We start from the raw sequence: 21,577 nt of genomic DNA on the forward strand, positions 1-21,577 counted from the left end.
CGCACGCTTCCGACGGCGGCGGCTCGATCCGCGTGCCTTCGGCCTGCAGCGGCCTCGTCGGCCTCAAGACCTCGCGCGGCCGCGTGCCCCTGACGCCGCTCACCAGTGAGAGCTGGTACGGCATGGTCGTGGACCACGCCGTCAGCCGCTCGGTGCGCGACACGGCACTCCTGCTCGACCTGACGCACGGCGCCGATCCATTGTCGCCTTATGCGGCGCGGGAACCGAAAGGCTCCTTTGCCGCCGCCGCGGCGCGCGATCCGGGCAAACTCAGCCTCGCCGTCTACCGCAAGTCGCCGCTCGGCCTGCCGATCTCGGCCGAGACGATTGCCGCGCTGGACACGGCGGTGGCGCTGGCGCGCGAGGGCGGCCACACGGTGGAAGAGATCGACCTGCCCTATATCGGCCGCCACTTCATGACCGATTTCTGCAAGAGCGTCGCCTCGGCGGTCGCAGGCATGATGCGGGCCGAGGCGCTGCGTGTCGGCCGCCCCGTCACCGGCGAGGTCGAGCGCGCGACGCGCGTGCTCGGCCGCCTCGGCGAAATGCTGTCCGCCGGCGAAGTCTATGACGCGGTGCAGCGGCTCAACGCCACCGCGCGACGGATGATCGAAGAGACCGCGCGCTTCGATGCCGTGCTGATGCCGATCATCGCCCATCCTCCGCTCGCCTGCGGCGCGATGGACCCGAAAGGCGCCGACGAGCTCATCGAAAATCTGCTCGACAAATTGCATCTTACCAGACTGCTCAGGATCAAGTCGGTGTTTGGCCAGCTGATGGACAAAAGCCTGTGGTTCACCCACTGGCCGGCGATCCACAATGTCAGCGGCCAGCCCTCGATCGCGATGCCGGTGCATGTCACGGCGGGCGGCCTGCCGCTCGGCATCCAGGCCGCGGGGCGGCCCGGCGACGAGGAGACGCTTTTGTCCTTCGCCGGGCAGATGGAGAAAATTTCGGGATGGCTCAAGCGCCGCGCGCCGCTCAAGGTGCCGGGTTAAGGTCGTCGATATTCAGGTGATGCCGGCCTGCGAATGGAGGCTTTCTGCGCTTCCGGTACTCACGTACCAGAAAGTACGCTCCGTTCCGGTTCTCGAAAACCACCATTCTCGACTCGGCCTGACCTGAATCTCAACAGACCTTGGAACTCGCAGATTTCGCAATTGTGACAGCAAAGCCGTTTGCGGCCTGCGGCATTTCCCGCTAAGAGGCCGCCATCCTTGCCGCTTAGGGAAACGCACCGATGACGGACATCGCCGCCACCGCCGAAATGCAGGCCGCGCTGCTTTCCAGAGCGCTGCCGTACATGCAGCGCTACGAAAACAAGACGGTGGTGGTGAAATATGGCGGCCACGCCATGGGCGACAACGAGCTCGGCAAGGCCTTCGCCCGCGACATCGCACTCCTGAAACAGTCCGGCGTAAACCCGATCGTCGTGCATGGCGGCGGGCCGCAGATCGGCGCCATGCTCAACAAGATGGGCATCGAATCCAAATTCGAGGGCGGCCTGCGCGTCACCGACCAGAAGACGGTCGAGATCGTCGAGATGGTGCTGGCCGGCTCGATCAACAAGGAGATCGTGGCGCTGATCAACGCCGAGGGCGAATGGGCGATCGGGCTCTGCGGCAAGGACGGCAACATGGTGTTCGCCGAAAAGGCGCGCAAGACGATGATCGATCCGGATTCCAACATCGAGCGGGTGCTCGATCTCGGTTTCGTCGGCGAGCCGGTCGAGGTCGACCGCACGCTGCTCGATTTGCTCGCCCGCTCGGAAATGATCCCGGTGCTGGCGCCGGTGGCGCCCGGCCGTGACGGCCATACCTACAACATCAACGCCGACACTTTTGCCGGCGCCATTGCCGGCGCCTGCCGCGCCTCGCGCCTGCTCTTCCTCACCGACGTGCCCGGCGTGCTCGACAAGAACAAGAAGCTGATCGACGAGCTGACGGTCGCCGAGGCCAAGGCGCTGATCAAGGACGGCACGATATCGGGCGGCATGATCCCCAAGGTCGAGACCTGCATCGAGGCGATCGAGCGCGGCGTCGAGGGCGTCGTCATCCTCAACGGCAAGACGCCGCATTCCGTGCTGCTCGAGCTGTTCACCGAGCACGGCGCCGGCACGTTGATCGTGCCGTAACAAGAGCAATTCCAGGAAAAGTGTGACACGGTTTTCCGTCCGGAATTGCGTCAGAACAAAGAGAGAGGGCAAGTTCACCGTTTCATGAAACGGTGAACTGTCATAATCAGCCGGCTAATCTTCTTTCGTTTGGCACGCGCGTCTTCGATGACGGGCGCGGCCGGCTTTCGCCCCGGGCGTTGAAAGACCATCCGAATCCGGCGTCGACCAGGGCGCACCAGATGGTCGGCATCGAGCAGCGGCCGCCGATCGCCAACAGGCGGAGAGGCGGCTGGTGATCGTCTGACACGCGGCTGCCGATGGCCGTATGCGGCGGGTTGACCAGCACGATCTTTCATGGCGGGCCTTCCTTGTGTCGGTCTGCAGGTCGTATTTGCCGAAGTCGAACCAGCCTTGGCACGGTTCAGCAGTTTCGTGCAGCTTCCCGCATGCCAGGAAAACGCGTCAGCCAGTGCAACAACGAAAGACGTTGAGGTCGTACGCATGCGTACGTTGACGGCGCCGTAGCACTTGGCGGTTCAAACCTTCGGGCGATCATATTTTAGCTACCACTAATGCAGTCTCTCCTAAACTTTTATTAAAACTCTATGCATCTATAATTGTCGCCGGGGGACCACAAGGAAATGGCCATATGGCGCTCAATCCTGACCTGAAAATTGATGAAGCAAGCCTGATCACGTCGACATTGATCAAAAAGCACAAGGCGGCGTCCGCCGAGACGGTCGACGCCGTCGAGCTCAAGGCACGGGCGGCCCAGCTCGCCCTCGTGCTGGACCTCGCCCACCAGGCTTTCGCGCGCCAGGAGCCCGCGGGGCAAATCGTCGAACGCCTGGCGGGTCGATTGCACGAACTGCGCCGCGATGTCGCTCCGGCTCTGTGGCAGGAACTGATCCCGCTTGCTCAGCAGCACCGTGTCGCGGCATATCTGAAACAGGATCCGTTCACGCGCTGGTCCTTCGAGAAGCCGCGCGGCTATTCGGGCGACGCGACACTGCTGGACATCTACTACAAGCATCCGAGCGCCAACGAGATCTTGGCATCGTCGAGCGATCTCGGCCGCGAGATCTTTGCCTATACGAGCGAGGCGGCAAGCTCGGTGGCGGGGCGCGAGCGTCGCGAGATACTGGCCAAAACGGTCGACGAAACGGCTGCGCGGGCAGAAAATGCCGAGGTGCTGGCAATCGCTTGCGGCCATTTGCGGGAAGCAGAACTCTCGAAGGCGCTGGCCGAGAAAAGGCTGAAGCGCTGGATCGGTCTCGACCAGGATCCGGTGAGCGTCGGCACGGTCAACCGCGACCTCGCCGGCACGGTCGTGGAAGCCGTGGACGGATCCGTGCGCGGCCTGTTGCGGCGCGCCTATCCGCTTGGCACGTTCGATCTCGTCTACGCGTCCGGCCTGTACGACTACCTGCCGCTTCCCGTCGGCGCGCGCCTGCTTCAGCGGGCCATGGAACTGGTCAAGCCGGACGGCGAATTCCTCTTCGCCAATTTCAGCGACGAGATCACGACCGACGGCTATATGGAGACGTTCATGGATTGGCCGCTCATCCTGCGTTCGGCGAGCGACATGTGGGACATCATCAATGCCGCGGTGGACAAGAACCGCGTCGAGGCCGAGGTCTATTACGGATCGAACAGAAACATCGTTTACGGCAAGATCCGCAAGCGCGGGGATCTCGGGGCGCCGGCATAGAGCGGTAGTGGAGTCGCTCACAATCCATTTTGATTTTCAGTCGGGCCGTGCAGCGGCCCGACTTTTTGATGCAGCTCGTGGCGCCACATCCTGTTTTGCCGGGATTAGCGCCGCTCTGCATTCCTGCTGGATTGCTTCAAATTAGGCGACCAGTTCCCGCCTGGCCTGCTTGATCTCTTCGATCGGAACGGGGCGCCCGGTGAGGAAGCCCTGCACCGACTGAATGCCCATATGCTGCAGCAAATTCTGTTGTTCTTTCGTCTCGACGCCCTCGACCAGGACAGTGTGGCCCAGATTGCGCAGAAGCCTGACCATGTCCTGCAACAGGCTCAGACCACGGATCGTCTGGCAGTCGTGCAGGAAACTCCGGTCGATCTTGACGACGTCGAATTTGAACCGACGGAGCCAGGCCAGACCGGCAAACCCGGTTCCAAAATCATCCAGCCAGATCTGAATGCCCAGGTTTCGAAGCTGCTCGATATTTCTGGCGGCCTGCGCCTCCAGGAAGATATCGCTGCCTTCTGTGACTTCGAGCGCCAGTTTCTGGGGCGCCATGCCATGCCTGCCGAGGATCTCGGCGATGTGCAGCGGGAAATTCGGCGCCTTGAGCTGGACGACCGACACGTTCGCCGACACGACCGATCCCAACCCATGCTCGACCATGTCGCCGCAGGCCCGATCGATCAGCCACATCCCGAGTTCCTCGATGCCGCCGGTCTGCTCGGCGACAGGTATGAACACGGACGGGCTGATCATGCTGCCGTCGAAGTCGCGCAGCCGCATCAACGACTCATGGCCAAGCACCTGGCCGGATGTCGCATCGCAGATCGGCTGATAGACAACCGAGACAAGTCCCTCCGCAACGGCATGCTTGAGCAGTTCTGAGAGATTCTGGCTGGCGCGCTTCTGGTCGATGGCCTGTGCGTCATAGATCGTGAATGTCGCGCGACCCGAAAACTTGGAGGCATAGAGCGCGCGGTCGGCCTCCTGCAGCAGGATCCGAAGCTCTATGCTTTGATCGGCGCGCGTCAACGAGGCGCCGGCGCTGATGGTGACGATGTTGAGCTTGTCATCCCGGTCGGGATGGGAGATTTTCAAATCCTCGACGGCCCGGCAGAATTGATGCGTCATCTCGCGCAGATGATCCCGTCCGGCGACCTTGCAGAGCACGACGAATTCCTCGCCGCCGTAGCGTCCCGCGATGGCATGGTTGGAAGCCGCCGTTTCGTCGAAGGCCCGGGCGAGCTCGATCAGGCAGTCGTCGCCGGCCTGATGGCCGAGCCGGTCGTTGAACCGCTTGAAGTAGTCCACATCCATGAGAATGACGCCTATCTCGTCATTGTCCGTGGCCCATTCCCTGCACAACTCCGCGAATTCCCGCGTGATCGCCCTGCGGTTCTTAAGCCCGGTAAGCGGATCCGTGTCCGCGATCTCGATGAGCTTTTGCCCGTTCTCGATGGCGACCTGCTCCTGGATCTGCGCCTGAAGCGCATGCAGGAAGGTCTGGTAGCGCTCCATGCTGAGGCGCCATGAAAGATATAGCGACAAAACAAGGCAATTCGCGAAATAGGTTGCAAGCACCAGGCGGGTGGCAAAGTCGGCTTGAAGGACGAACAGCGTGGCGCTCGCGAAGGCGACCGTCACGGTCGCCGACGACAGCGCCGAGAGCCATAACCGGAAATTGAAGAAGAGGTTGGCGCCGAGAATGAACACCGTGCCGAAAATGATGAAATGGGATAGCGCCTCCTGATGCGTCGTTCCTAGCGCCGACAGCAGCCACCCGATTGCGCCGGCCACGATCGCCAGGGCGGCAACATAGTGCAAAGTGGTGACGGCAAAACCGCGTCGAGCAACGAGTTCGACAAGCACCAGGAAGGTTAGTCCCAACGTCAGGCGCGTCAGGACCAGACGGTCCGCAAGGTCCGGGAAAAGAAACCAGTCGAAGGCACCGTAGGATATGTAGCTCAACACGGCCGCCGCTATGCCCCAGCGCACGACCTTGCGATTCTGGTCCGCGTTTTTGTGCAACAACATCGCAAAAAGCGTCGGATCGGCGGATTTCCACGGCGGGCGTGAAATCGCTTCGGTGACCCTTTGAGCCACATCCTCCGTCAGTTGCATGCAACGCTCCTGTGCGATCATCCTCCGCATGAACGGTTCGAGCAAGCGAAGTCCGTCAAGTCCTCACGGAAGGACGAAGGCAAGACTGGTTCATTATAAGACACTAATGTTGCTAACCGGCGGTAAACGGATCGTGCGGCCGAACCGGCCTGGCGACACGCCAGGATTCCAGGCAACAATCCGGAGCTACAGAATAATGCGCGGTCATACTTTCTTCCGGCTCGCAAGAGAAGACGAACGAAACGTCGATGCTACCGTAAATCTCCAGGCATGTCTTTTCTTAAGGTTTGCATAACCTTAATTTCAGTTGATACCGGGGAAATCGTTCAGATTGAATTTACCCCGAACATTTTGTCGGGTTCGTTTTCGCAGAACCGCAATCTAACGCCGCAAATGGTTGAGCGGCACGTGACCTGGCCCTTTGATATTCTGCAGCACAAGCTGGGTGTGGACGTCGCGGACGCCGGGCAGCCGCATCAGCCGGTGCATGACGAAAGCGTTGAGATCGTCCACTGACGGCACCATCACATGCAGCAGGAAATCGTGGTCGCCGGTCATCGTCCAGCAGGACGAGACCTCGTCCATGCGCTGCACGGCGGCGATGAAGCTTTCCGGCGAGCCGTCGCTGTGGCTCACCAGGCGGACCTGGATGAACACCTCGACCGTCAGGCCCAGCGCGCGCCGGCTGAGCACGGCAGCAAAGCCCTTGATGATGCCGCCGCCTTGCAGCGCCTCGAAGCGGCGCGCGCAGGGCGTGGTCGACAGGCCGATCTCCTGCGCGAGCTCCGATACGGTCTTGCGCCCGTCGCGCTGCAGGATGTCGAGCATTCTTATTTCGAACTCATCCAACTGAGGCATTTTCACTCCTATCCGCATAAGTTCGAGCGAAGTTTATCTCGAAATCCGTCGCGCGGCTACAAACAAGGCTGATTTGCCTCATGAGCCGCGGCTACGATGCCGACATGATCCGGGAATCATGATTTTGAGGAGGAAGACATGACGATCAGCGTTGCCGACTATGCCCGCGAATGCGCGGAGCAAGGCCTTCGCGGCGACTATTCGGTCTGCCGCTCCGACTTCACGGTGGCTCAAGGGTACAATTATTCGGCCGAGGAGCAGGCGGTGTGGCGCACGCTCTGCGACCGCCAGACGAAGCTGACGCAGAAGCTCGCGCATCGCTCCTATCTCGACGGCGTCGCGGCGCTTGGCCTGCTCGACAGGATTCCGGATTTCGACGCCGTCAGCGAGAAACTGCGCAAAGCGACCGGCTGGGAGATCGTGGCGGTGCCCGGGCTGATCCCCGCGGGCCCGTTCTTCGAGCATCTGGCCAACCGCCGCTTCCCCGTCACCAACTGGCTGCGGACCAGACAGGAGCTCGACTATATTGTCGAGCCGGACATGTTCCACGACTTCTTCGGCCATGTGCCGATCCTGACGCAGCCGGTGTTCGCCGATTTCATGCAGATGTATGGCGAGAAGGCCGAGGACATGATCGCGCTGGGCGGCGACGAGATGATCACCCGGCTCTACTGGTACAGCGCCGAATACGGCCTCATCCAGGAACCAGGCCAGCCGCTCAAGGCGTTCGGCGCCGGGCTGATGTCATCCTTCACCGAGTTGCAGTTCGCGGTCGAGAGCAAGGACGCCCACCACGTGCCTTTCGACCTCGAGACGGTGATGCGCACCGGCTACGAGATTGACAAGTTCCAGCGCGCCTATTTCGTGCTGCCGTCCTTCGACGCGTTGCGTGACGCATTCGCCGGCGGCGAACTCGCCGGTATCATCACGCGGTTCAAGGGTCAGCCGGCGCTCGACCCGGCCACGGTCTAGGCATCAAAAGCGCGGCGCCTCACTGTTTCAACGCGGCGCGCTTCAGTGTCCGGCTTTCGCCCAGCCGGCGGGTCAGAGCGGTTCAGTCGCCGACCAAGCGGCTGAACCTCTCTGGTTATCCGGAAAACGTCTCCCTCGCTGCCATCAGCCAGCCGGAGCCGGCTCGGCCTTGAGCCTCGCCAGCTGCTCGCTCTGCAGGTCGAGTGCGGCGTTGATGAATCGCAGCACGGTCGCCAGCTCGGCGTCACTGAAGTCCGCCACCACCTTCTCGCCCTCCCGCGCGATGGCGCCATAGTAGCGTTCCGACAGCTCTCTGGTCAGCTCGGTCGCCTCGATCACTACCTTGCGCCTGTCCTCCAGGCTGCGAGTTCGGGTGACGAGCCCACGCGCCTCCAGACGGTCTATCAACGCCGTGACGGCCGCCGGCGTCAGCCCCGTTGCCGTGGCTACGGCGCCCGCCGATTGCGGTCCTGCGTAAAGCAGGCCCAGACAATGCCGCTCGGCGGCGATCAGCCCGAGCCGCGCCCCCACCGCCTCGTCATAGGCCTGCGTTGCGTCCTGCCAGCGCATGACGGCGAGGCTGACAGCCGCTGTCATTTCAGCGCGATTTGCGCTTGACGAATTTACTTCTATCATCTAACTATCAATCCGCCTAACATTCAGACTATCGTATCAATATGCGACGCCACCCTTTGCAAGGCAAGGGCAAAGTCGCCGACAAGGAGTGAACAATGAGCTTGATTCAACAGCGCACCCCGCTCTCGAACGAGGAAGAGTACAAATACGCCAAGCTGGCGATGGAGTGGTATGGCTGGGGCTCGCCCATCGGCCTCGGCATTCTGCTGGTAGCACTTGCCGCTGCGGCCGTTCTGGTGCGCGTCGCCGTTTACGGACTGTAGATCTGACCCCAAAAGGCGCGCCACGGCGGCGCCGGTTGCCAATTCCAGGCGCCGACGCCGCCTGCCTTTCGGGGGCTCAGACCGTGATCACCTTGCTGAGGTGATCCCCCAGCCGGCAGGCGAGCGCGGTGATGGTGGTCGTCGGGTTGCACTGTCCGGAGGTGCAGAACACCGAAGAGCCGCCGACATAGAGGTTGTCCATGCCATGCACCTTGCAGTTGGCGTCGACGACGCTCTTCAGGACATCGGTGCCCATGCGGGTGCCGCCCATATGGTGGTGGCCGGCCGTCTCCTCATTCGTCGGGTAGTCGCCGCCATTGCTGACCCAGTCGTCGATGCGGACGCGGCCGAGATTCTTCTGCGCCATTGTGGTGCCGAAAAGCCTCAAGCCTTCCAGCAGCGTGCGGCGCTCGAGCGGCGACTTCTTCCAGTGCAATTCGATGCGCGGCACGCCGGCGTGGTCGACATCGGTCTTCGACAGCTCGATCTGGTTCGAGGCGAGTGGCGCCTGTTCCCAGGCGACGTAAAGCTGAGCGGCGCAGCGCAACCTCTGGTCAAGCTGGGAGGACATCCACTCCGCCATGTCGGGAGCCGTGCAGGCGAGGTCGGCGATCAGCCGCTTGACATTGGGATAAGGCGACTCGATCAGGCGGACGCCGAAATTCAGGATCCGCAGCCGCTCCATCGCGGCGAGTGTCGGCGAGAAGAAGGCCTCGTTCGAGGCGTCGACCTCGAACTCGTTGTAGTTGGCGAGGATGGCGTTGCCGCCCTGGAAGGTCGGATGCTCCATCCAGTAGTGGCCGAGCGCGGCGGCGTTCGGCACGACGCCGCCATTGGAGCGCTGATTCGACCATAGAAGCAGCCTGGAATTCTCCAGTCCGCCGGTGCAGGCGATGAAATAATCCGCCGTGAAGGCGCCGGCATCCTGGCCGTTCGACCACAATCTGGCGCCGGTGACGCGCCTGCCGTCGCCGGCGAGCTCCGTTGCGTAGGTGTTGAGCACGACGGCGATGTTCTTGCTCCGGTCGAGCTCGTCGGCGAACTTCTCGCCGAAGCGCACGGCCGGGCTCTTGATCAGCTGCACCCAGCGGATGTCGTCCGAAATCGGCACATCCGGCCGGAAATCGGGCAGTTCGAGGATGTCGTGGACTTCCCGCAGATAGGGCTCGATGTCAGCGCGGCTGATCGGCCAGCCGGTGTCCGGCGCCCAGGCCTTCGGCTCGAAGTCTTGGCTGTCGAGCACGCGGCACCAGCCGGCCCAGTGGTTGGAAGAGCCGCCCATGAAGCGCAGCCTGGTGATGTCGAGATCGAAATAGTAATCGCCGACCGTGGTGCCGCGGTAGAAATCCTGCGACTCGTCGCTGAATTCGCGCGAGCCGGCCTCCAGGACGGCGACCGGAATGCCGGCGGCGCCCAGCTTCCTGGCGATCGTGGTGCCGGCAGGGCCGGAGCCGAGAATGCAGACCTTCGGCTTGAAGCTTGCCTGCTTGTAAGCCTCGTAGCTGTCGAAGATCATGCGAGATCGCTCCGCTTCAGGATCCAACCGTTGACCTCCACGATCTCGTCGGGGTCGATCCCGTTTGGGTTGGGGACGGCGGACTGGTTGCGGAACAGCGACAGCGCCGGCAGCGCGATCAGCGCCTGCACGATCTTGCGGCGCGACATCTTTTTTATGAAATAGCTCATGACACGTCTTTCGATGGGAGCTCGATAGCATGCCGTTCCTGGGCGGCACACATGCCGCCGCAGAAGCTAATTCCGTGCCAAGTCTAGATGAAAACCCCGTTACAACCGCGCAATCGCCGCGGTTGAATTTGGAAAGGGTTAGGAATCTGCTAACGCCCACCCATGGCCTCAGGCGGCTTCCGAAATGTCGTGATCGAGAATGGAGAGGTTGCGGCCACGATGCTTGGCCTCGTAGAGCCTGCGGTCGGCGGCGCGCATCAGCTCCGACACGGTGGCGCTCTCGCCACAGGTGATGCCGCCGATCGAGACGGTCAACGAAACGGTCCGCTCGTCGACTGGGCGGAAGCGGATCAGTTCGACCTCGCGGCGGATGCGCTCGGCCACGCGCCTTGCCTCCGGCTCGATGGCGCCGACCAGGAAGGCGGCGAACTCCTCGCCGCCGATACGGCCGAGCACATCGCCGCTGCGCACGCCGCGCTCGATGGCGCCGGCGATCAGAAGCAACGCATCGTCGCCGGTCAGGTGACCGTAATTGTCGTTGATGGTCTTGAAATGATCGGCATCGATGATCAGCAGCGCGCCGCGATCGGCCTTGCGCCGGGAACCGTCGAGCGCGGCAAAGAAGCTCTCGCGGTTGAGCATGCCGGTCATGTCGTCGCGGCTTGCCTTCTCCGACAGGCGCCTGTGGGAGGCGGCAAGCTGCGCATGCGCACGGGCAAGCTCGCGATGCGCATTCTTCAGGCGGTCGCTTTGCCAGAAGGTGCCCGCGCTGGCGATCCAGGCGAGCATCAAAGGGCAGATCGTGGCCGTCAGCCAGACGGTGCGGCTGACAGCAAAGCCCATCGCCGGGACCACAACCAGCGTCAACAAAAGCGAGACGGCGACCGAAGCGAACGCTACGGCTGCGGACTTCAAAATTATGCGACTCATCGCTGTCTCCCACCGGACTGCTTCTGTGCCAGCAAGCGCTGAAGGTGACCTTTCCGGGACGATTAAAATTTGAAGCGAGAGGTTATTTTCACCGTGCGCGACGCGCAGAAGTTGTGGATAAAGTCAGCGCCGGCATGCCATAAGGAAGCCATGACAACGACACCCGACCCCGCCCGTTTTGCCCATGTCACGGATTGGGTGTTCGACCTCGACAACACGCTCTATCCGCATCATTCGAATCTGTTCGCGCAGATCGACGTGAAGATGACCGCCTATATCGGCGAGCTGCTGACGCTCTCGCGCGAGGAGGCGCGCAAGCTGCAGAAAGATCTCTACCTGGAGTATGGCACGACGCTGAATGGGCTGATGACGCGCCACGGCATCGACCCCGACGACTTCCTCGAGAAGGTGCACGACATCGACTATTCCTGGCTGGTGCCCGATCCGGTGCTCGGCGCCGCGATCCGGCAGTTGCCGGGCCGCAAGTTCATCTTCACCAATGGCGACCGCAGGCATGCCGAGCGCACGGCACGCCAGCTCGGCATATTGGACCATTTCGACGCCATCTTCGACATCGTCGCGGCTGGTCTCAACCCCAAGCCGGCGCGCCAGACCTATGAAAGGTTCGCCGAGCTGCATTCCGTCACCGGCCACAACGCGGTGATGTTCGAGGATCTGGCTCGCAATCTCTCGGTGCCGAAATCGCTCGGCATGACGACGGTGCTGGTTGTGCCGCGCAATTTCGAGCCGACTTTCTCGGAGATCTGGGAGCGCGATCCGGCCAATGAGGACGATGTCGATTTCGTCACCGACAATCTCGCCGACTTCCTGACGGCGATCGTCGAAGTCCCGGCCTGAACCAACTCCAGATTGCCGGCGCGCCGCCTTCGGCGGCACGCGTTAGTCGAAGTCCGGAATCGCGCCCGGCGGCAGTTGACCGTTCAGGTTTTTCAGGAACCGGCACCACTCGGGGACGTCCCGATGGTTCCCGTTGCCGTTGCCGTCGGACGAAAACCCGTTGCCGAAGCCGCTGCCGCAATTGGCGTTGCCATTGAAGCTGCCCGCGTTGCCATTGCCGTTGAAGCTGCCGGCATTTCCGTTGCCGTTGAAATCGCCGGTGTTGCCGTTGCCGTTGAAGCTGCCGCGATTGCCATTGCCGTTGAAATTGCCGGAATTCCAATTGCCGTTTGAGCCATCGGCGTCGCCCAGACCGACGCTAGGACCGGCAATCGCGACATGTCCATGGTCGATGGGGCCGCGGCCGATGGGAAGATCGGCCATCCTGATCACCGTCGAGGCATCGGCAACCACGATCGCGGCAAGCAGCGTGCAAACCGCAAGGCCGATACCGCCGGACAGCCTCGCGGCCGCCTGGCGAGTGCCACGCCGGACCGAAGCGGATGGTCCGGCCATCAGTGGTTTCCTCGACCGTTGAAATTGCCGTTGAACGCGCCGGCATTGCCGTTGCCGTTGAACGCGCCGACATTGGTGTTGCCGTCATATTCGCCGGTGTTGCCGTTGCCGTTGAAAGCCCCGATGTTGTGGTTTCCGCTCGTCGAGGACGTGTTGTCGTTGCCGTTGAAGGCGCCGACATTGCCGGTGCCGCTGTTGAAGGCGCCGACGTTGCCGCTGCCGGTGTTCTTGTAGCCGACATTGCCGCCCAGGCTGCCGAGCGGGTCCATGCCCCTGACATTCGAACCGATATACTGGCCGTATTGGCCGGCGGTTTGCTGGACGCGCGACATGCTGAAGGCCTGGCTGCCCGTCGTGGTGTCGGCCTTCACCGCGGTTGCACTGAGCAGCCCCAGGCAAAGCGCCGGTATGACACACCGTTTCATCTGCGAACTCCTTCCATCGCTTGCTTGAAAAGGATCTCCGGAAAAGGACTGGGACCGCCGGCGACATGTCGCGATAGCCCTGCGTGGGGGACGGGCGCGCGGCTCGGCGATCCCAGAAGCGTCAGCGTCTTTCGACGCTAGTGGTTGGCGACGCTAGTGGTTGGCGTTGCCGTTTCCGTTGCCGTTGCCGATGCCCGCATTGGCGTTGCCGTTGGCATTGCCGTTGCCGAAGCCCCAGTTGCCGTTGCCGTTGCCGTTGCCGTTGCCGAGGCCCCAGTTGCCGTTGCCATTGCCGTTGCCGTTGGCGGCGCCGGCATTGAGGTTGCCGTTGTAGTTGCCATTGAAGGCACCCATGTTGGCATTGCCGTTGCCATTGCCGTTGCCGAAGCCGAAATTGCCGTTGCCGTTGAAGTTGCCGTTGAAGGCGCCGGTGTTGGCATTGCCGTTCCCGTTGCCGTTGCCGACCCCGACGTTGCCGTTGCCGTTGCCGCTACCGATCGACAATGCGGATGCCGAACCTGTCAGAGCCGACAGGACAGCCGCGGCCAGAATGATCTTCCTCATGACGTTCTCCTTGGTTTGCGTTGAACATCCCGGCCAGCACAAGATGACCGGGACCACGCAAAAAGGATGCGCGCAGAAACGTCGCCGCAACATCGGGGCTGATCGGCATAGTCTGTGGGTTTTTCAGCTGATGCTCTTGTCAGGAAAAGTTAAAGGCATCGGGAAAAAACTGACACGCATAACGGCATATGTCCGGTGTATGTTGCCGGAGGAACAGACATTCATGCCTTTTCTCGGCGACCGTGAACGGCTTGCGCCCGCGACGGCAACGAGAAGAGAAGGGCTGATGCAGGCGGGTATCGCTACAGGCAAGGACGACAAGGCCCGGCGCCGGAGACTGGCGCGGCGCTTGATTGCCGTGCAGGAGGAACAGCGCCTGCGCCTGTCACGCGAGCTGCATGACGATCTGGGCCAGATGCTGGCGAGCGTCGCGCTGGAACTACACAGCATCCGCGCGGACTCGGCGGAACTCGATGCCCGCCTGGCGCGCGCCGCCCAATTGATCGACCAGTTGAGCGCCCGGGTGCACGACGCTGCCTGGAGCCTGCGGCCAGCAGACCTCGATCGCCTGGGACTTCGCGCCTCGGTCGAGGATCTGGTCAGCATGCTGTGCGCTCAGCTCGGCATCCCCGGCGATGTGGATCTCGAAGCCCTGTCGAGGCCGCTCGAGCTCGAAGTCGCCCTAACGCTCTATCGCATCGCGCAGGAGGCCCTCACCAACATCGGCAAGCACGCCCGGCCGGGCCGGGTCAGCGTTACGGCCCACATTTGGGACAACAAACTGCGGCTGGCCGTCGAGGACAACGGCCATGGGTTCGACGGTACCGTCGCGCCCGGCCCTCACCATTTGGGGCTTGCGGGGATGAAAGAGCGCCTTGCCTTGATCGGAGGCGAACTGACGGTCGAAACCGCCAAGGGCAGGGGGACCGCCATCTATGCCGACGTGCTTTTGAGCGACTGAGCGCTCTGACAAATGGCTGCACGCCCTAGAGCCGGATGATTTCGGATCGAGTCGATTCGAAATCTGAATCCGGCTCTAAATCAAAGAGATAGAGCATGATGTCGTCCGAAAACCGCTTCACACTCTTCGGCATCATGCTCCAAAGCGCCTTACCGTTTCATGGAAACGGCGAACCGCTCTATCTCTTTGTTTTTACGCAATTCCGGACGGAGGCTACGGCGAAGGCGCCGAGCCTAACCGTTATGCACTTTTCCTGGAATTGCTCTAAGTGAAGCGTTCCACATCCGAAATCGTCGGCCGCGGCTTACAATCCGCCCCATGGGTCAGGCGGGGGATGGCTTACCCGTTGCGGCCGCGTCGCGGCTTTGCTGAAACAGACGGGCGTCCCGCGCCAGGCGGGGCAGTTGCCTAGACCATCAAGCACAAGGGGGACCGCTCCAAGGGACGGGCCCTTTGACAGACTGATGGAGGTTATAGGTGTGCTGCAGGCGCATATTCGTGGTCGACGACCATCCGATCATCCTGTCCGGCGTGGGTGCGATGATCAACAGCCAGGACGATCTGACGATCGTCGGACTGGCGGCGAATGCCGACGAGGCCCTCGCGGGCATAGGCAAGGCCCTTCCCGACGTCGCCGTGGTCGACACATCTCACTCCCCGGCGTCAACGGCGTCACGTTGATCGAACGGCTCGTCGAACGGTTTCCCGAGCTCGGCTGCATTGCGCTGACGGCGCATGAGGACCCCGGCTGCCTGCGCCAGGTGCTGGCCGCCGGGGCGCGCGGCTTCGTGGTCAAAAGGTCGACCGCGACGGATCTGCTGCAGGCCATCCGATGCGTGCTGGCCGGCGACAATTATGTCGATCCGGCGCTTGCCGCGCGCATCTTAAGCCCCCGTCATGGCACGCAATGCGATCCGGGGAATCTCAGCGAGCGGGAGCGGTCGGTGATCCAGCTGGTTGCGCTTGGCTACAGCAACAAGGAGATATCCTCGCGGCTCAACCTCAGCATAAAAACCATCGAAACCTACCGGACCAGGGCAACCGACAAGCTGGAGCTCCACTCCCGCGCCGCCATCGTTCGCTTCGCGCAATCGAACGGCTGGCTGGCCGAGCTGCAGTAACGGCCGGCCGGCTGCCTCAGAGCGGTTCACCGTTTCACGGAAACGCCGAACCGCTCTATCCCTTTGTTTTTACGCAATTCCGGACAGAAAACCGTTACACACTTTTCCTGTAATTGCTCTAGAGATTGTAGAAGCGGCGGACGATGTCCCAGGCTTCTTCGGCGGTGTCGACGAAATCGATGATGTCCTGGTCGCCGGGCGAGATCGTGCCCTGCTCGGCGAGGAAATCGAGGTCGATCGCCCTTTGCCAGAACGTCTTGCCGAACAGGATCACCGGCACGCGCTCCATGCGGCCGGTCTGGATCAGCGTCAGCGTCTCGAAGAATTCGTCCATCGTGCCGAAGCCGCCCGGAAACACGGCGACCGCCTTGGCGCGCATGACGAAATGCATCTTGCGGATGGCGAAATAGTGGAAGTTGAAGCAGAGTTCCGGCGTCACATAGGCGTTTGGTGCCTGCTCATGCGGCAGCACGATGTTGAGGCCGATCGACGGCGCGCCGACATCGTCGGCGCCGCGGTTTCCGGCTTCCATGACGCCAGGGCCGCCGCCGGTGACGACTACGAATTCGCGGTAGTAGGACGCGGCCGACTGCTGCGAGCAGAGCCGGGCGAACTTGCGCGCCTCCTCGTAGTATTTGCTGTTCAGCTCGAGGTTCTTCTTCTGCGTCTCGTTCTTCGCCGCCCAGGCGACGCCGCCCGGCTCCGGCAGCCTGGCGCCGCCGAACAAGATGACCGTCGAGCTGATGCCGCGTTCGGCGAGGATCATCTCCGGCTTCAAGAGCTCGAGTTGCAGGCGCACCGGGCGCAATTCGCGCCGCGTCATGAAGTCGGGATCGTTCCAGGCCAGGCGATAGGTTTCGGCTCGCGTCTGCGGCGTGTCCGGCACGCTTTTCGACCGCTCCAGATCCTCGTCCGAATGCGGCAGCGGCGTCCAGCCCGCCTTTTCCATGGGTGTCATTGAGTCCACCGTTCCAATTCCCTTACTTGCGCCGTCCCGTGACGCAGCCGCGATTGACCCTCATCAAGGCTTCACATAGGGTCCGCGCGATTTCAAAACAGGTTAAGGCGCAGCCCTTAACAGCTTTGTAATGGAGCAATTTCATGTCGAAGACCGATCTGGCGAGCCTCGAAAAGACCATCGAAAAGGCCTTCGAGGAGCGCGATACGATTTCGACCGCGACTCGCGGCGAAACGCGCGACGCCATCCAGTCGGCGCTGGACCTGCTCGATCGCGGCGTGGCCCGCGTCGCCGAGCGGCAGGACGACGGCAAATGGCGTGTCAACCAGTGGCTGAAGAAGGCGGTGCTGCTCTCCTTCCGGCTGAACCCAATGGAGATCATCAAGGGCGGTCCGGGGCAGGCGGTCTGGTGGGACAAGGTGCCGTCGAAGTTCGACGGCTGGAGCGCCGTCGATTTCGAGAAGGCCGGCTTTCGCGCCGTGCCGTCCTCGGTCGTGCGCCGCTCGGCCTATGTCGCGCCGGGCGCGGTGCTGATGCCGTCCTTCGTCAATATCGGCGCCTATGTCGACACGGGCACGATGGTCGACACCTGGGCCTCGGTCGGCTCTTGCGCCCAGATCGGCAAGAACGTGCATCTTTCGGGCGGCGTCGGCATCGGCGGCGTGCTGGAGCCCATGCAGGCCGGCCCGACCATCATCGAGGACAATTGCTTCATCGGCGCGCGCTCCGAGGTGGTCGAAGGCTGCATCGTGCGCGAAGGCTCGGTGCTCGGCATGGGCGTGTTCATCGGCCAATCGACCAAGATCGTCGACCGCGCCACCGGCGAGGTCTTCTACGGCGAGGTGCCGGCAAATTCCGTGGTTGTCGCCGGATCGCTGCCGGGCAAGCCGCTGCCCAATGGCGAGCCGGGACCCAGCCTCTACTGCGCCGTCATCGTCAAGCGCGTCGACGCCAAGACCCGCTCCAAGACATCGATCAACGAACTGCTGCGCGATTGATCTTTTCCGGAAACGGACGCACCTTCCGCCGGCGCGACATTCCGTCGCGCCGGTTCAACGGAGGGGCGTCATGGACTGGAAGTATCTGCTGACGAGTTTCGACGGCCGCATCAACCGCGCCAAGTTCTGGGCCGGCATCGGCATATTCATCGTCATTGCCATCGTAGCCTTCATTCTCGATTCGATCCTCGACACACGTTTCACCACCGAGAGCGGCGCCCAGGTCGGCGTCGTCGGCATCCTCGTCATGCTGGCATCGATCTATTTCTCGATTGCTCTCTACGCCAAACGCTGGCACGACCGTAACAAGTCGGGCTGGTGGACGCTGATCGGCCTTATCCCCATCATCGGCATCTGGCTGCTCATCGAACTCGGCATCCTCGAAGGCACCAGGGGCGCCAATCAATACGGACCGGACCCGCTTGCCTGAAAAAGCAGACTTCATCTGGCTCTTCTTCAAAACCTCGGGCCGCGTCAGCCGCGCCGCCTATTTCCTCGGCGGATTGCTGGTGGCGCTCGTCCAGGCTTTCCCGCTCTACCGCTTCACGCTGGTGCCGGAAGGCTCGGCCGAGAGCAACATGTGGTCGTTCGTCTTCTTCCTCACCTTCCTCGCCTCGCTGTGGTCGAACATCGTGCTGGCGGTGAAGCGGCTGCACGACCTCGACAAGCCCGGCATCGCGGCGCTGGTGCTGTTCGTCCCCGTCGTATCGATCATCGCCTTCCTGGTGCTCTGCCTGTTTCCGGGACAACCCGGATCCAATCGCTACGGCAGCCGCACGAATGCGCCGGCTGACCGCTGAAGTGCCAAAGCGGCCATGCGCAACCGCACGCTCGATCCGCAACTGATCATCGAGACCGCCAAACGGCTCGAGGAGCGGGTCGCCGAGCGTTTTCCGGAAGCCGGCCTGCGCGGCGTCGCCGGCGAGCTGGTCGCGCTGTCGGGCGACCTGGCGAAGGCCGCCAAGGAACTGGAGGCGCCGATCTGGTGGCTGCGCGGCGTCATCGTCGCGGCCTTCATTGCCGGGGCGGCGATGTTCCTGTTCGTCGGCACCATCCTGCCGCTCGACCGAATCTCGGGTGCCGACGATGCGGTGCAGTCGGTGCAGGGCATCAAGGCGACGATCAACACGGTCATTCTGGCGGTACTTGGGCTGCTGGCGCTGATCCGCACCGAGGAACGGATAAAACGCAAGAAGGTCTTCCGGCAACTGCACGGACTGCGCTCGCTGATCCATGTCATAGATATGCATCAGCTGACCAAGGATCCGGCCGCGTTGTCGGCCGACTTCAAGCCGACCGCGCATTCGCCCGCACGCATCACCAACGCGGCCGACCTTGCCCGCTATCTCGACTATTGCTCGGAAATGCTGTCGATCACCGGCAAGATCGCGGCGCTGTTCGCCCAGTCGGTCAACGACGACGTAGTCATCGACGGGGTCAACGATATCGAAAACCTGGCCTCCAACCTGTCGCGCAAGATCTGGCAGAAGATCACGCTGATCGAAGACCGCCAGTGACGGCATCCGGGCCCAGCCCGGGCGGGCCGCGCTTGTCCGCTTCCGCCTGACGCACCAGCGCGATGATGCGCTTTGTCAGCGGCACCGCCACGCCGGTCTTTTGCGCGAGCCGCAGGATCGCGCCCTGCAATTCGTCGATCTCGGTCGGCCGGCCGCGCTGGAGATCGTCCCACATCGAGGAGCGGGCATTGGGGTCGATGGCGAGCATGCGCCGCGCCAACAGCTTGAACAGCCAGTCCGGCAACCTCAGCACCTTCGGCAAGAGCGCCGGCGGCAGCGCGGCAATCCGCGCCGGCTTGATGCCTGCGGCCTTCATGGCAACGAGCGCCTCGTCGACCTGGTCGGCAAGGATCAACCGCCAGCGCCGATCGGCCAGTTGCGTGGCCAGCGGCAAGTCGCAAAGCGCCACCAACGCGTTGTTCAGGTTGAAGAGCAGCTTGCTCCACTGCACCGCCTTCATGTCGGCGCGTGCTTCGACGGCAAGCCCATCGACGTCGAGCAGGTCGACAAGGCCATCGACCCCGTCCTCGATCCTCACGTCGCCCTCGCTGGCGCGATGGACCCGGAACGGTGTCTCTCCATCCGGCGATTGAACCACGTTGAACAGCACCATGCCGGCAAGCACTCGCCGGCCGGGAAGCCCGGCGCGCAGCCGGTCGGCATTGCCGACGCCGTTCTGCAGGCTGATCACGACGGCGTCCGGGCGTCCGTGGGCGGCGATCTCAGCCGCCATCTCCTGCGTCGCGCCGCTCTTCACCGCCACAAGGACAATATCGGCGTCGCGCAATGCGGTCGCCGGATCGTCGGTGGCCGTAAGCGCCTCAGGCCCGATGCGGCGGTCGCGGCCGTCGAGATCGCTGACCCGCAGCCCGTCCTTGCACATGGCTTCGACGATGCGCCCGCGACCCAGGAAGACGACCTTGCGGCCGGCGAGCGCCAGGCAGCCGCCGACATAGCAGCCGATGCTGCCGGCGCCGGCGACGGCGATGGTTTTGTCTGCCTTGGCCATGCAATCGTCCCGACTTGGCTCGCAACTATACGACATGAAAACCATAATGTCGGCGGCGTGATCGCCCACCATGTCCGACCGTGACAGGCCCGTTGCTTTCGACTATCGCTTTGCCCATGAAATTGCCGACCGATCCCGCACAGAACCTTGCCGCCCTGATCCGCTGTCCTTCCGTGACGCCTGCCGAAGGCGGCGCGCTGCAGACGCTGGAAGACATGCTGAAGCCGCTCGGCTTCTCGGTCGAGCGGCCGGTGTTCTCGGAGGACGACACGCCGGACATCGAAAACCTATACGCGCGCCGCTCGGGCAACGGCCCGCATCTGATGTTTGCCGGCCATACCGACGTCGTGCCGGTCGGCGACGAGGCGGCCTGGACGCATCCGCCTTTCGGCGCCGAGATCGCCAATGGCGAGATGTATGGCCGCGGCGCCGTCGACATGAAGGGCGGTATCGCCTGCTTCATCGCTGCGGTGGCGCGCCATATAGAGACGAATGGCGGTCCCAAGGGCTCGGTATCGCTGCTGATCACCGGTGACGAGGAAGGACCGGCCATCAATGGCACGACGAAGCTGCTCGACTGGGCGGCCGCCAAAGGCGAGAGATGGGACGCCTCGATCGTCGGCGAGCCGACCAATCCGGACGCGCTCGGCGACATGATCAAGATCGGCCGGCGCGGCTCGCTCTCCGGCAGCGTCATCGTCAACGGCCGCCAGGGCCATGCCGCCTATCCGCAGCTTGCCGACAACCCGGTGCGCGGTCTCATCAGCCTGGTCGACGCGCTGCTCCATCCGGTGTTCGACAAGGGAACGAAGGATTTCCAACCGACCAATCTTGAAGTGACGTCGATCGATGTCGGCAACCCGGCGACCAATGTCATCCCGGCCAAGGCGACGGCCACCTTCAACATCCGCTTCAACGATACCTGGACCGCCGAGACCATCCAGGCCGAGATTCACAACCGGCTCGACCAGGCGGCCGGACGCAAGAAATACCGACCCGGCAAGAAGACCGCGGTCGACTACGAGCTTGTCTGGCGCGACCGGCCGAGCCATGTCTTTCTTACCCGCGACGAGAAGCTGATCGACACGCTGAGCACATCGGTTGCGGCGGTGGTCGGCAAGACACCGGCGCTCTCGACCTCCGGCGGCACGTCGGACGCGCGCTTCATCAAGGATTTTTGCCCAGTGGTCGAGTTCGGGCTGGTCGGCAAGACCATGCACATGGTGGACGAACGGGTGGCGGTCGCCGATCTCGAGACGCTGACGCGGATCTACGAGCGCTTTATCGAGGACTGGTTCGGACAAGGTCTGAAGTGACC

Annotated in this window: 25 protein-coding genes; 14 read left to right on the forward strand and 11 right to left on the reverse strand. The window is 62.8% G+C overall.

Going from position 1 to position 21,577, the window contains the following annotated elements; genetic code table 11:
* The 3 genes from AU465_RS15770 to AU465_RS15780 form a co-directional block, all read left to right on the forward strand.
* On the forward strand, positions 1 to 998 hold a 998-nt coding region (locus tag AU465_RS15770; RefSeq protein ID WP_192249236.1), incomplete at its 5' end, for an amidase.
* A 242-nt stretch (positions 999 to 1,240) separates the two neighbouring features.
* Positions 1,241 to 2,134 (forward strand): acetylglutamate kinase, encoded by an 894-nt coding sequence (gene argB / locus AU465_RS15775; RefSeq protein WP_192249238.1) that lies wholly within the window; start codon positions 1,241 to 1,243, stop codon positions 2,132 to 2,134.
* Positions 2,135 to 2,765: 631 nt separating this feature from the next.
* Positions 2,766 to 3,827, forward strand: coding sequence for a class I SAM-dependent methyltransferase (locus tag AU465_RS15780; RefSeq protein ID WP_192249241.1), 1,062 nt, complete (start codon positions 2,766 to 2,768; stop codon positions 3,825 to 3,827).
* Between the two features lie 141 nt (positions 3,828 to 3,968).
* Here AU465_RS15780 and AU465_RS15785 read toward each other — a convergent pair whose 3' ends face one another.
* Both AU465_RS15785 and AU465_RS15790 read right to left on the reverse strand, forming a co-directional pair.
* Positions 3,969 to 5,948, reverse strand: coding sequence for a putative bifunctional diguanylate cyclase/phosphodiesterase (locus AU465_RS15785; protein WP_192249244.1), 1,980 nt, complete (start codon positions 5,946 to 5,948; stop codon positions 3,969 to 3,971).
* 381 nt (positions 5,949 to 6,329) lie between these two features.
* Positions 6,330 to 6,806 (reverse strand): Lrp/AsnC family transcriptional regulator, encoded by a 477-nt coding sequence (locus tag AU465_RS15790; RefSeq protein WP_192249247.1) that lies wholly within the window; start codon positions 6,804 to 6,806, stop codon positions 6,330 to 6,332.
* 138 nt (positions 6,807 to 6,944) lie between these two features.
* Between AU465_RS15790 and phhA the strand changes: the two genes are divergently transcribed.
* Positions 6,945 to 7,778: a phenylalanine 4-monooxygenase gene (gene phhA, locus AU465_RS15795; RefSeq protein WP_192249250.1), complete on the forward strand. Its 834-nt coding sequence runs from the start codon at positions 6,945 to 6,947 to the stop codon at positions 7,776 to 7,778.
* A 144-nt stretch (positions 7,779 to 7,922) separates the two neighbouring features.
* Here phhA and AU465_RS15800 read toward each other — a convergent pair whose 3' ends face one another.
* Positions 7,923 to 8,414 carry a MarR family winged helix-turn-helix transcriptional regulator gene (locus AU465_RS15800; protein ID WP_192249254.1) on the reverse strand — a complete coding sequence of 164 codons (492 nt, stop codon included), beginning with the start codon at positions 8,412 to 8,414 and terminating at the stop codon, positions 7,923 to 7,925.
* Between the two features lie 95 nt (positions 8,415 to 8,509).
* On the opposite strand from AU465_RS15800, the gene AU465_RS15805 reads away from it, so the two are divergent.
* Positions 8,510 to 8,677 carry a hypothetical protein gene (locus AU465_RS15805; protein WP_181170310.1) on the forward strand — a complete coding sequence of 56 codons (168 nt, stop codon included), beginning with the start codon at positions 8,510 to 8,512 and terminating at the stop codon, positions 8,675 to 8,677.
* Positions 8,678 to 8,753: 76 nt separating this feature from the next.
* Here AU465_RS15805 and AU465_RS15810 read toward each other — a convergent pair whose 3' ends face one another.
* The 3 genes from AU465_RS15810 to AU465_RS15820 form a co-directional block, all read right to left on the reverse strand.
* Entirely contained in the window at positions 8,754 to 10,193 is a 1,440-nt protein-coding gene (locus AU465_RS15810) for a GMC oxidoreductase (protein WP_192249257.1), read from the reverse strand.
* Complete coding sequence (locus AU465_RS15815; RefSeq protein ID WP_192249260.1) at positions 10,190 to 10,363, reverse strand: hypothetical protein; 174 nt, start codon at positions 10,361 to 10,363, stop codon at positions 10,190 to 10,192. The genes AU465_RS15810 and AU465_RS15815 overlap by 4 nt, the downstream gene beginning before the upstream one ends.
* A 168-nt stretch (positions 10,364 to 10,531) precedes the next feature.
* Positions 10,532 to 11,293 (reverse strand): GGDEF domain-containing protein, encoded by a 762-nt coding sequence (locus AU465_RS15820; RefSeq protein ID WP_192249263.1) that lies wholly within the window; start codon positions 11,291 to 11,293, stop codon positions 10,532 to 10,534.
* A gap of 150 nt (positions 11,294 to 11,443) precedes the next feature.
* On the opposite strand from AU465_RS15820, the gene AU465_RS15825 reads away from it, so the two are divergent.
* On the forward strand, positions 11,444 to 12,151 hold the full coding sequence (locus AU465_RS15825) for a pyrimidine 5'-nucleotidase (RefSeq protein WP_192249267.1): 708 nt from the start codon (positions 11,444 to 11,446) through the stop codon (positions 12,149 to 12,151).
* A gap of 42 nt (positions 12,152 to 12,193) precedes the next feature.
* On the opposite strand, the gene AU465_RS15830 is transcribed toward AU465_RS15825, so the two are convergent.
* The 3 genes from AU465_RS15830 to AU465_RS15840 all read right to left on the reverse strand — a co-directional run bounded on the left by AU465_RS15830 (position 12,194) and on the right by AU465_RS15840 (position 13,695).
* Positions 12,194 to 12,604 carry a hypothetical protein gene (locus AU465_RS15830; protein ID WP_192249269.1) on the reverse strand — a complete coding sequence of 137 codons (411 nt, stop codon included), beginning with the start codon at positions 12,602 to 12,604 and terminating at the stop codon, positions 12,194 to 12,196.
* Between the two features lie 101 nt (positions 12,605 to 12,705).
* Positions 12,706 to 13,131 (reverse strand): hypothetical protein, encoded by a 426-nt coding sequence (locus AU465_RS15835; RefSeq protein ID WP_192249272.1) that lies wholly within the window; start codon positions 13,129 to 13,131, stop codon positions 12,706 to 12,708.
* 153 nt (positions 13,132 to 13,284) lie between these two features.
* Positions 13,285 to 13,695, reverse strand: coding sequence for a hypothetical protein (locus AU465_RS15840; protein WP_210325121.1), 411 nt, complete (start codon positions 13,693 to 13,695; stop codon positions 13,285 to 13,287).
* On the opposite strand from AU465_RS15840, the gene AU465_RS15845 reads away from it, so the two are divergent.
* The 3 genes from AU465_RS15845 to AU465_RS37165 all read left to right on the forward strand — a co-directional run bounded on the left by AU465_RS15845 (position 13,682) and on the right by AU465_RS37165 (position 15,777).
* A complete protein-coding gene (locus tag AU465_RS15845; protein WP_192249275.1) occupies positions 13,682 to 14,656 on the forward strand; it encodes a sensor histidine kinase in 975 nt (324 codons plus the stop codon). The two genes, AU465_RS15840 and AU465_RS15845, sit on opposite strands and share 14 nt — an antisense overlap.
* Before the next feature lie 498 nt (positions 14,657 to 15,154).
* Positions 15,155 to 15,337, forward strand: a complete 183-nt coding sequence (locus tag AU465_RS37160; protein WP_312891260.1) for a response regulator transcription factor — start codon at positions 15,155 to 15,157, stop codon at positions 15,335 to 15,337.
* Entirely contained in the window at positions 15,334 to 15,777 is a 444-nt protein-coding gene (locus AU465_RS37165) for a LuxR C-terminal-related transcriptional regulator (protein WP_281396766.1), read from the forward strand. Before AU465_RS37160 ends, AU465_RS37165 begins: the two co-directional genes overlap by 4 nt.
* 118 nt (positions 15,778 to 15,895) lie before the next feature.
* Here the strand turns inward: AU465_RS37165 and AU465_RS15855 are convergent, their stop codons facing one another.
* Positions 15,896 to 16,735, reverse strand: a complete 840-nt coding sequence (locus AU465_RS15855; protein ID WP_192249278.1) for an LOG family protein — start codon at positions 16,733 to 16,735, stop codon at positions 15,896 to 15,898.
* A 143-nt stretch (positions 16,736 to 16,878) separates the two neighbouring features.
* On the opposite strand from AU465_RS15855, the gene dapD reads away from it, so the two are divergent.
* From dapD to AU465_RS15875, 4 genes are all read left to right on the forward strand, one after another.
* A complete protein-coding gene (gene dapD, locus AU465_RS15860; protein WP_192249280.1) occupies positions 16,879 to 17,733 on the forward strand; it encodes a 2,3,4,5-tetrahydropyridine-2,6-dicarboxylate N-succinyltransferase in 855 nt (284 codons plus the stop codon).
* Positions 17,734 to 17,803: 70 nt separating this feature from the next.
* Positions 17,804 to 18,163 (forward strand): DUF805 domain-containing protein, encoded by a 360-nt coding sequence (locus tag AU465_RS15865; protein ID WP_192249283.1) that lies wholly within the window; start codon positions 17,804 to 17,806, stop codon positions 18,161 to 18,163.
* Positions 18,156 to 18,533 (forward strand): DUF805 domain-containing protein, encoded by a 378-nt coding sequence (locus AU465_RS15870; RefSeq protein WP_167484095.1) that lies wholly within the window; start codon positions 18,156 to 18,158, stop codon positions 18,531 to 18,533. The genes AU465_RS15865 and AU465_RS15870 overlap by 8 nt, the downstream gene beginning before the upstream one ends.
* Before the next feature lie 15 nt (positions 18,534 to 18,548).
* Positions 18,549 to 19,250, forward strand: a complete 702-nt coding sequence (locus AU465_RS15875) for a hypothetical protein (protein ID WP_192249285.1) — start codon at positions 18,549 to 18,551, stop codon at positions 19,248 to 19,250.
* On the opposite strand, the gene AU465_RS15880 is transcribed toward AU465_RS15875, so the two are convergent.
* The gene (locus AU465_RS15880; protein WP_192249288.1) at positions 19,225 to 20,259 is read right to left on the reverse strand and encodes a 2-dehydropantoate 2-reductase; all 1,035 of its coding nucleotides are present in this window, start codon (positions 20,257 to 20,259) and stop codon (positions 19,225 to 19,227) included. The two genes, AU465_RS15875 and AU465_RS15880, sit on opposite strands and share 26 nt — an antisense overlap.
* A 116-nt stretch (positions 20,260 to 20,375) precedes the next feature.
* Between AU465_RS15880 and dapE the strand changes: the two genes are divergently transcribed.
* Positions 20,376 to 21,575, forward strand: a complete 1,200-nt coding sequence (gene dapE / locus AU465_RS15885; RefSeq protein ID WP_192249292.1) for a succinyl-diaminopimelate desuccinylase — start codon at positions 20,376 to 20,378, stop codon at positions 21,573 to 21,575.
* Positions 21,576 to 21,577 lie beyond the last annotated feature (2 nt).

The organism is Mesorhizobium silamurunense, from assembly GCF_014843905.1.
Lineage (GTDB): Bacteria > Pseudomonadota > Alphaproteobacteria > Rhizobiales > Rhizobiaceae > Mesorhizobium > Mesorhizobium silamurunense.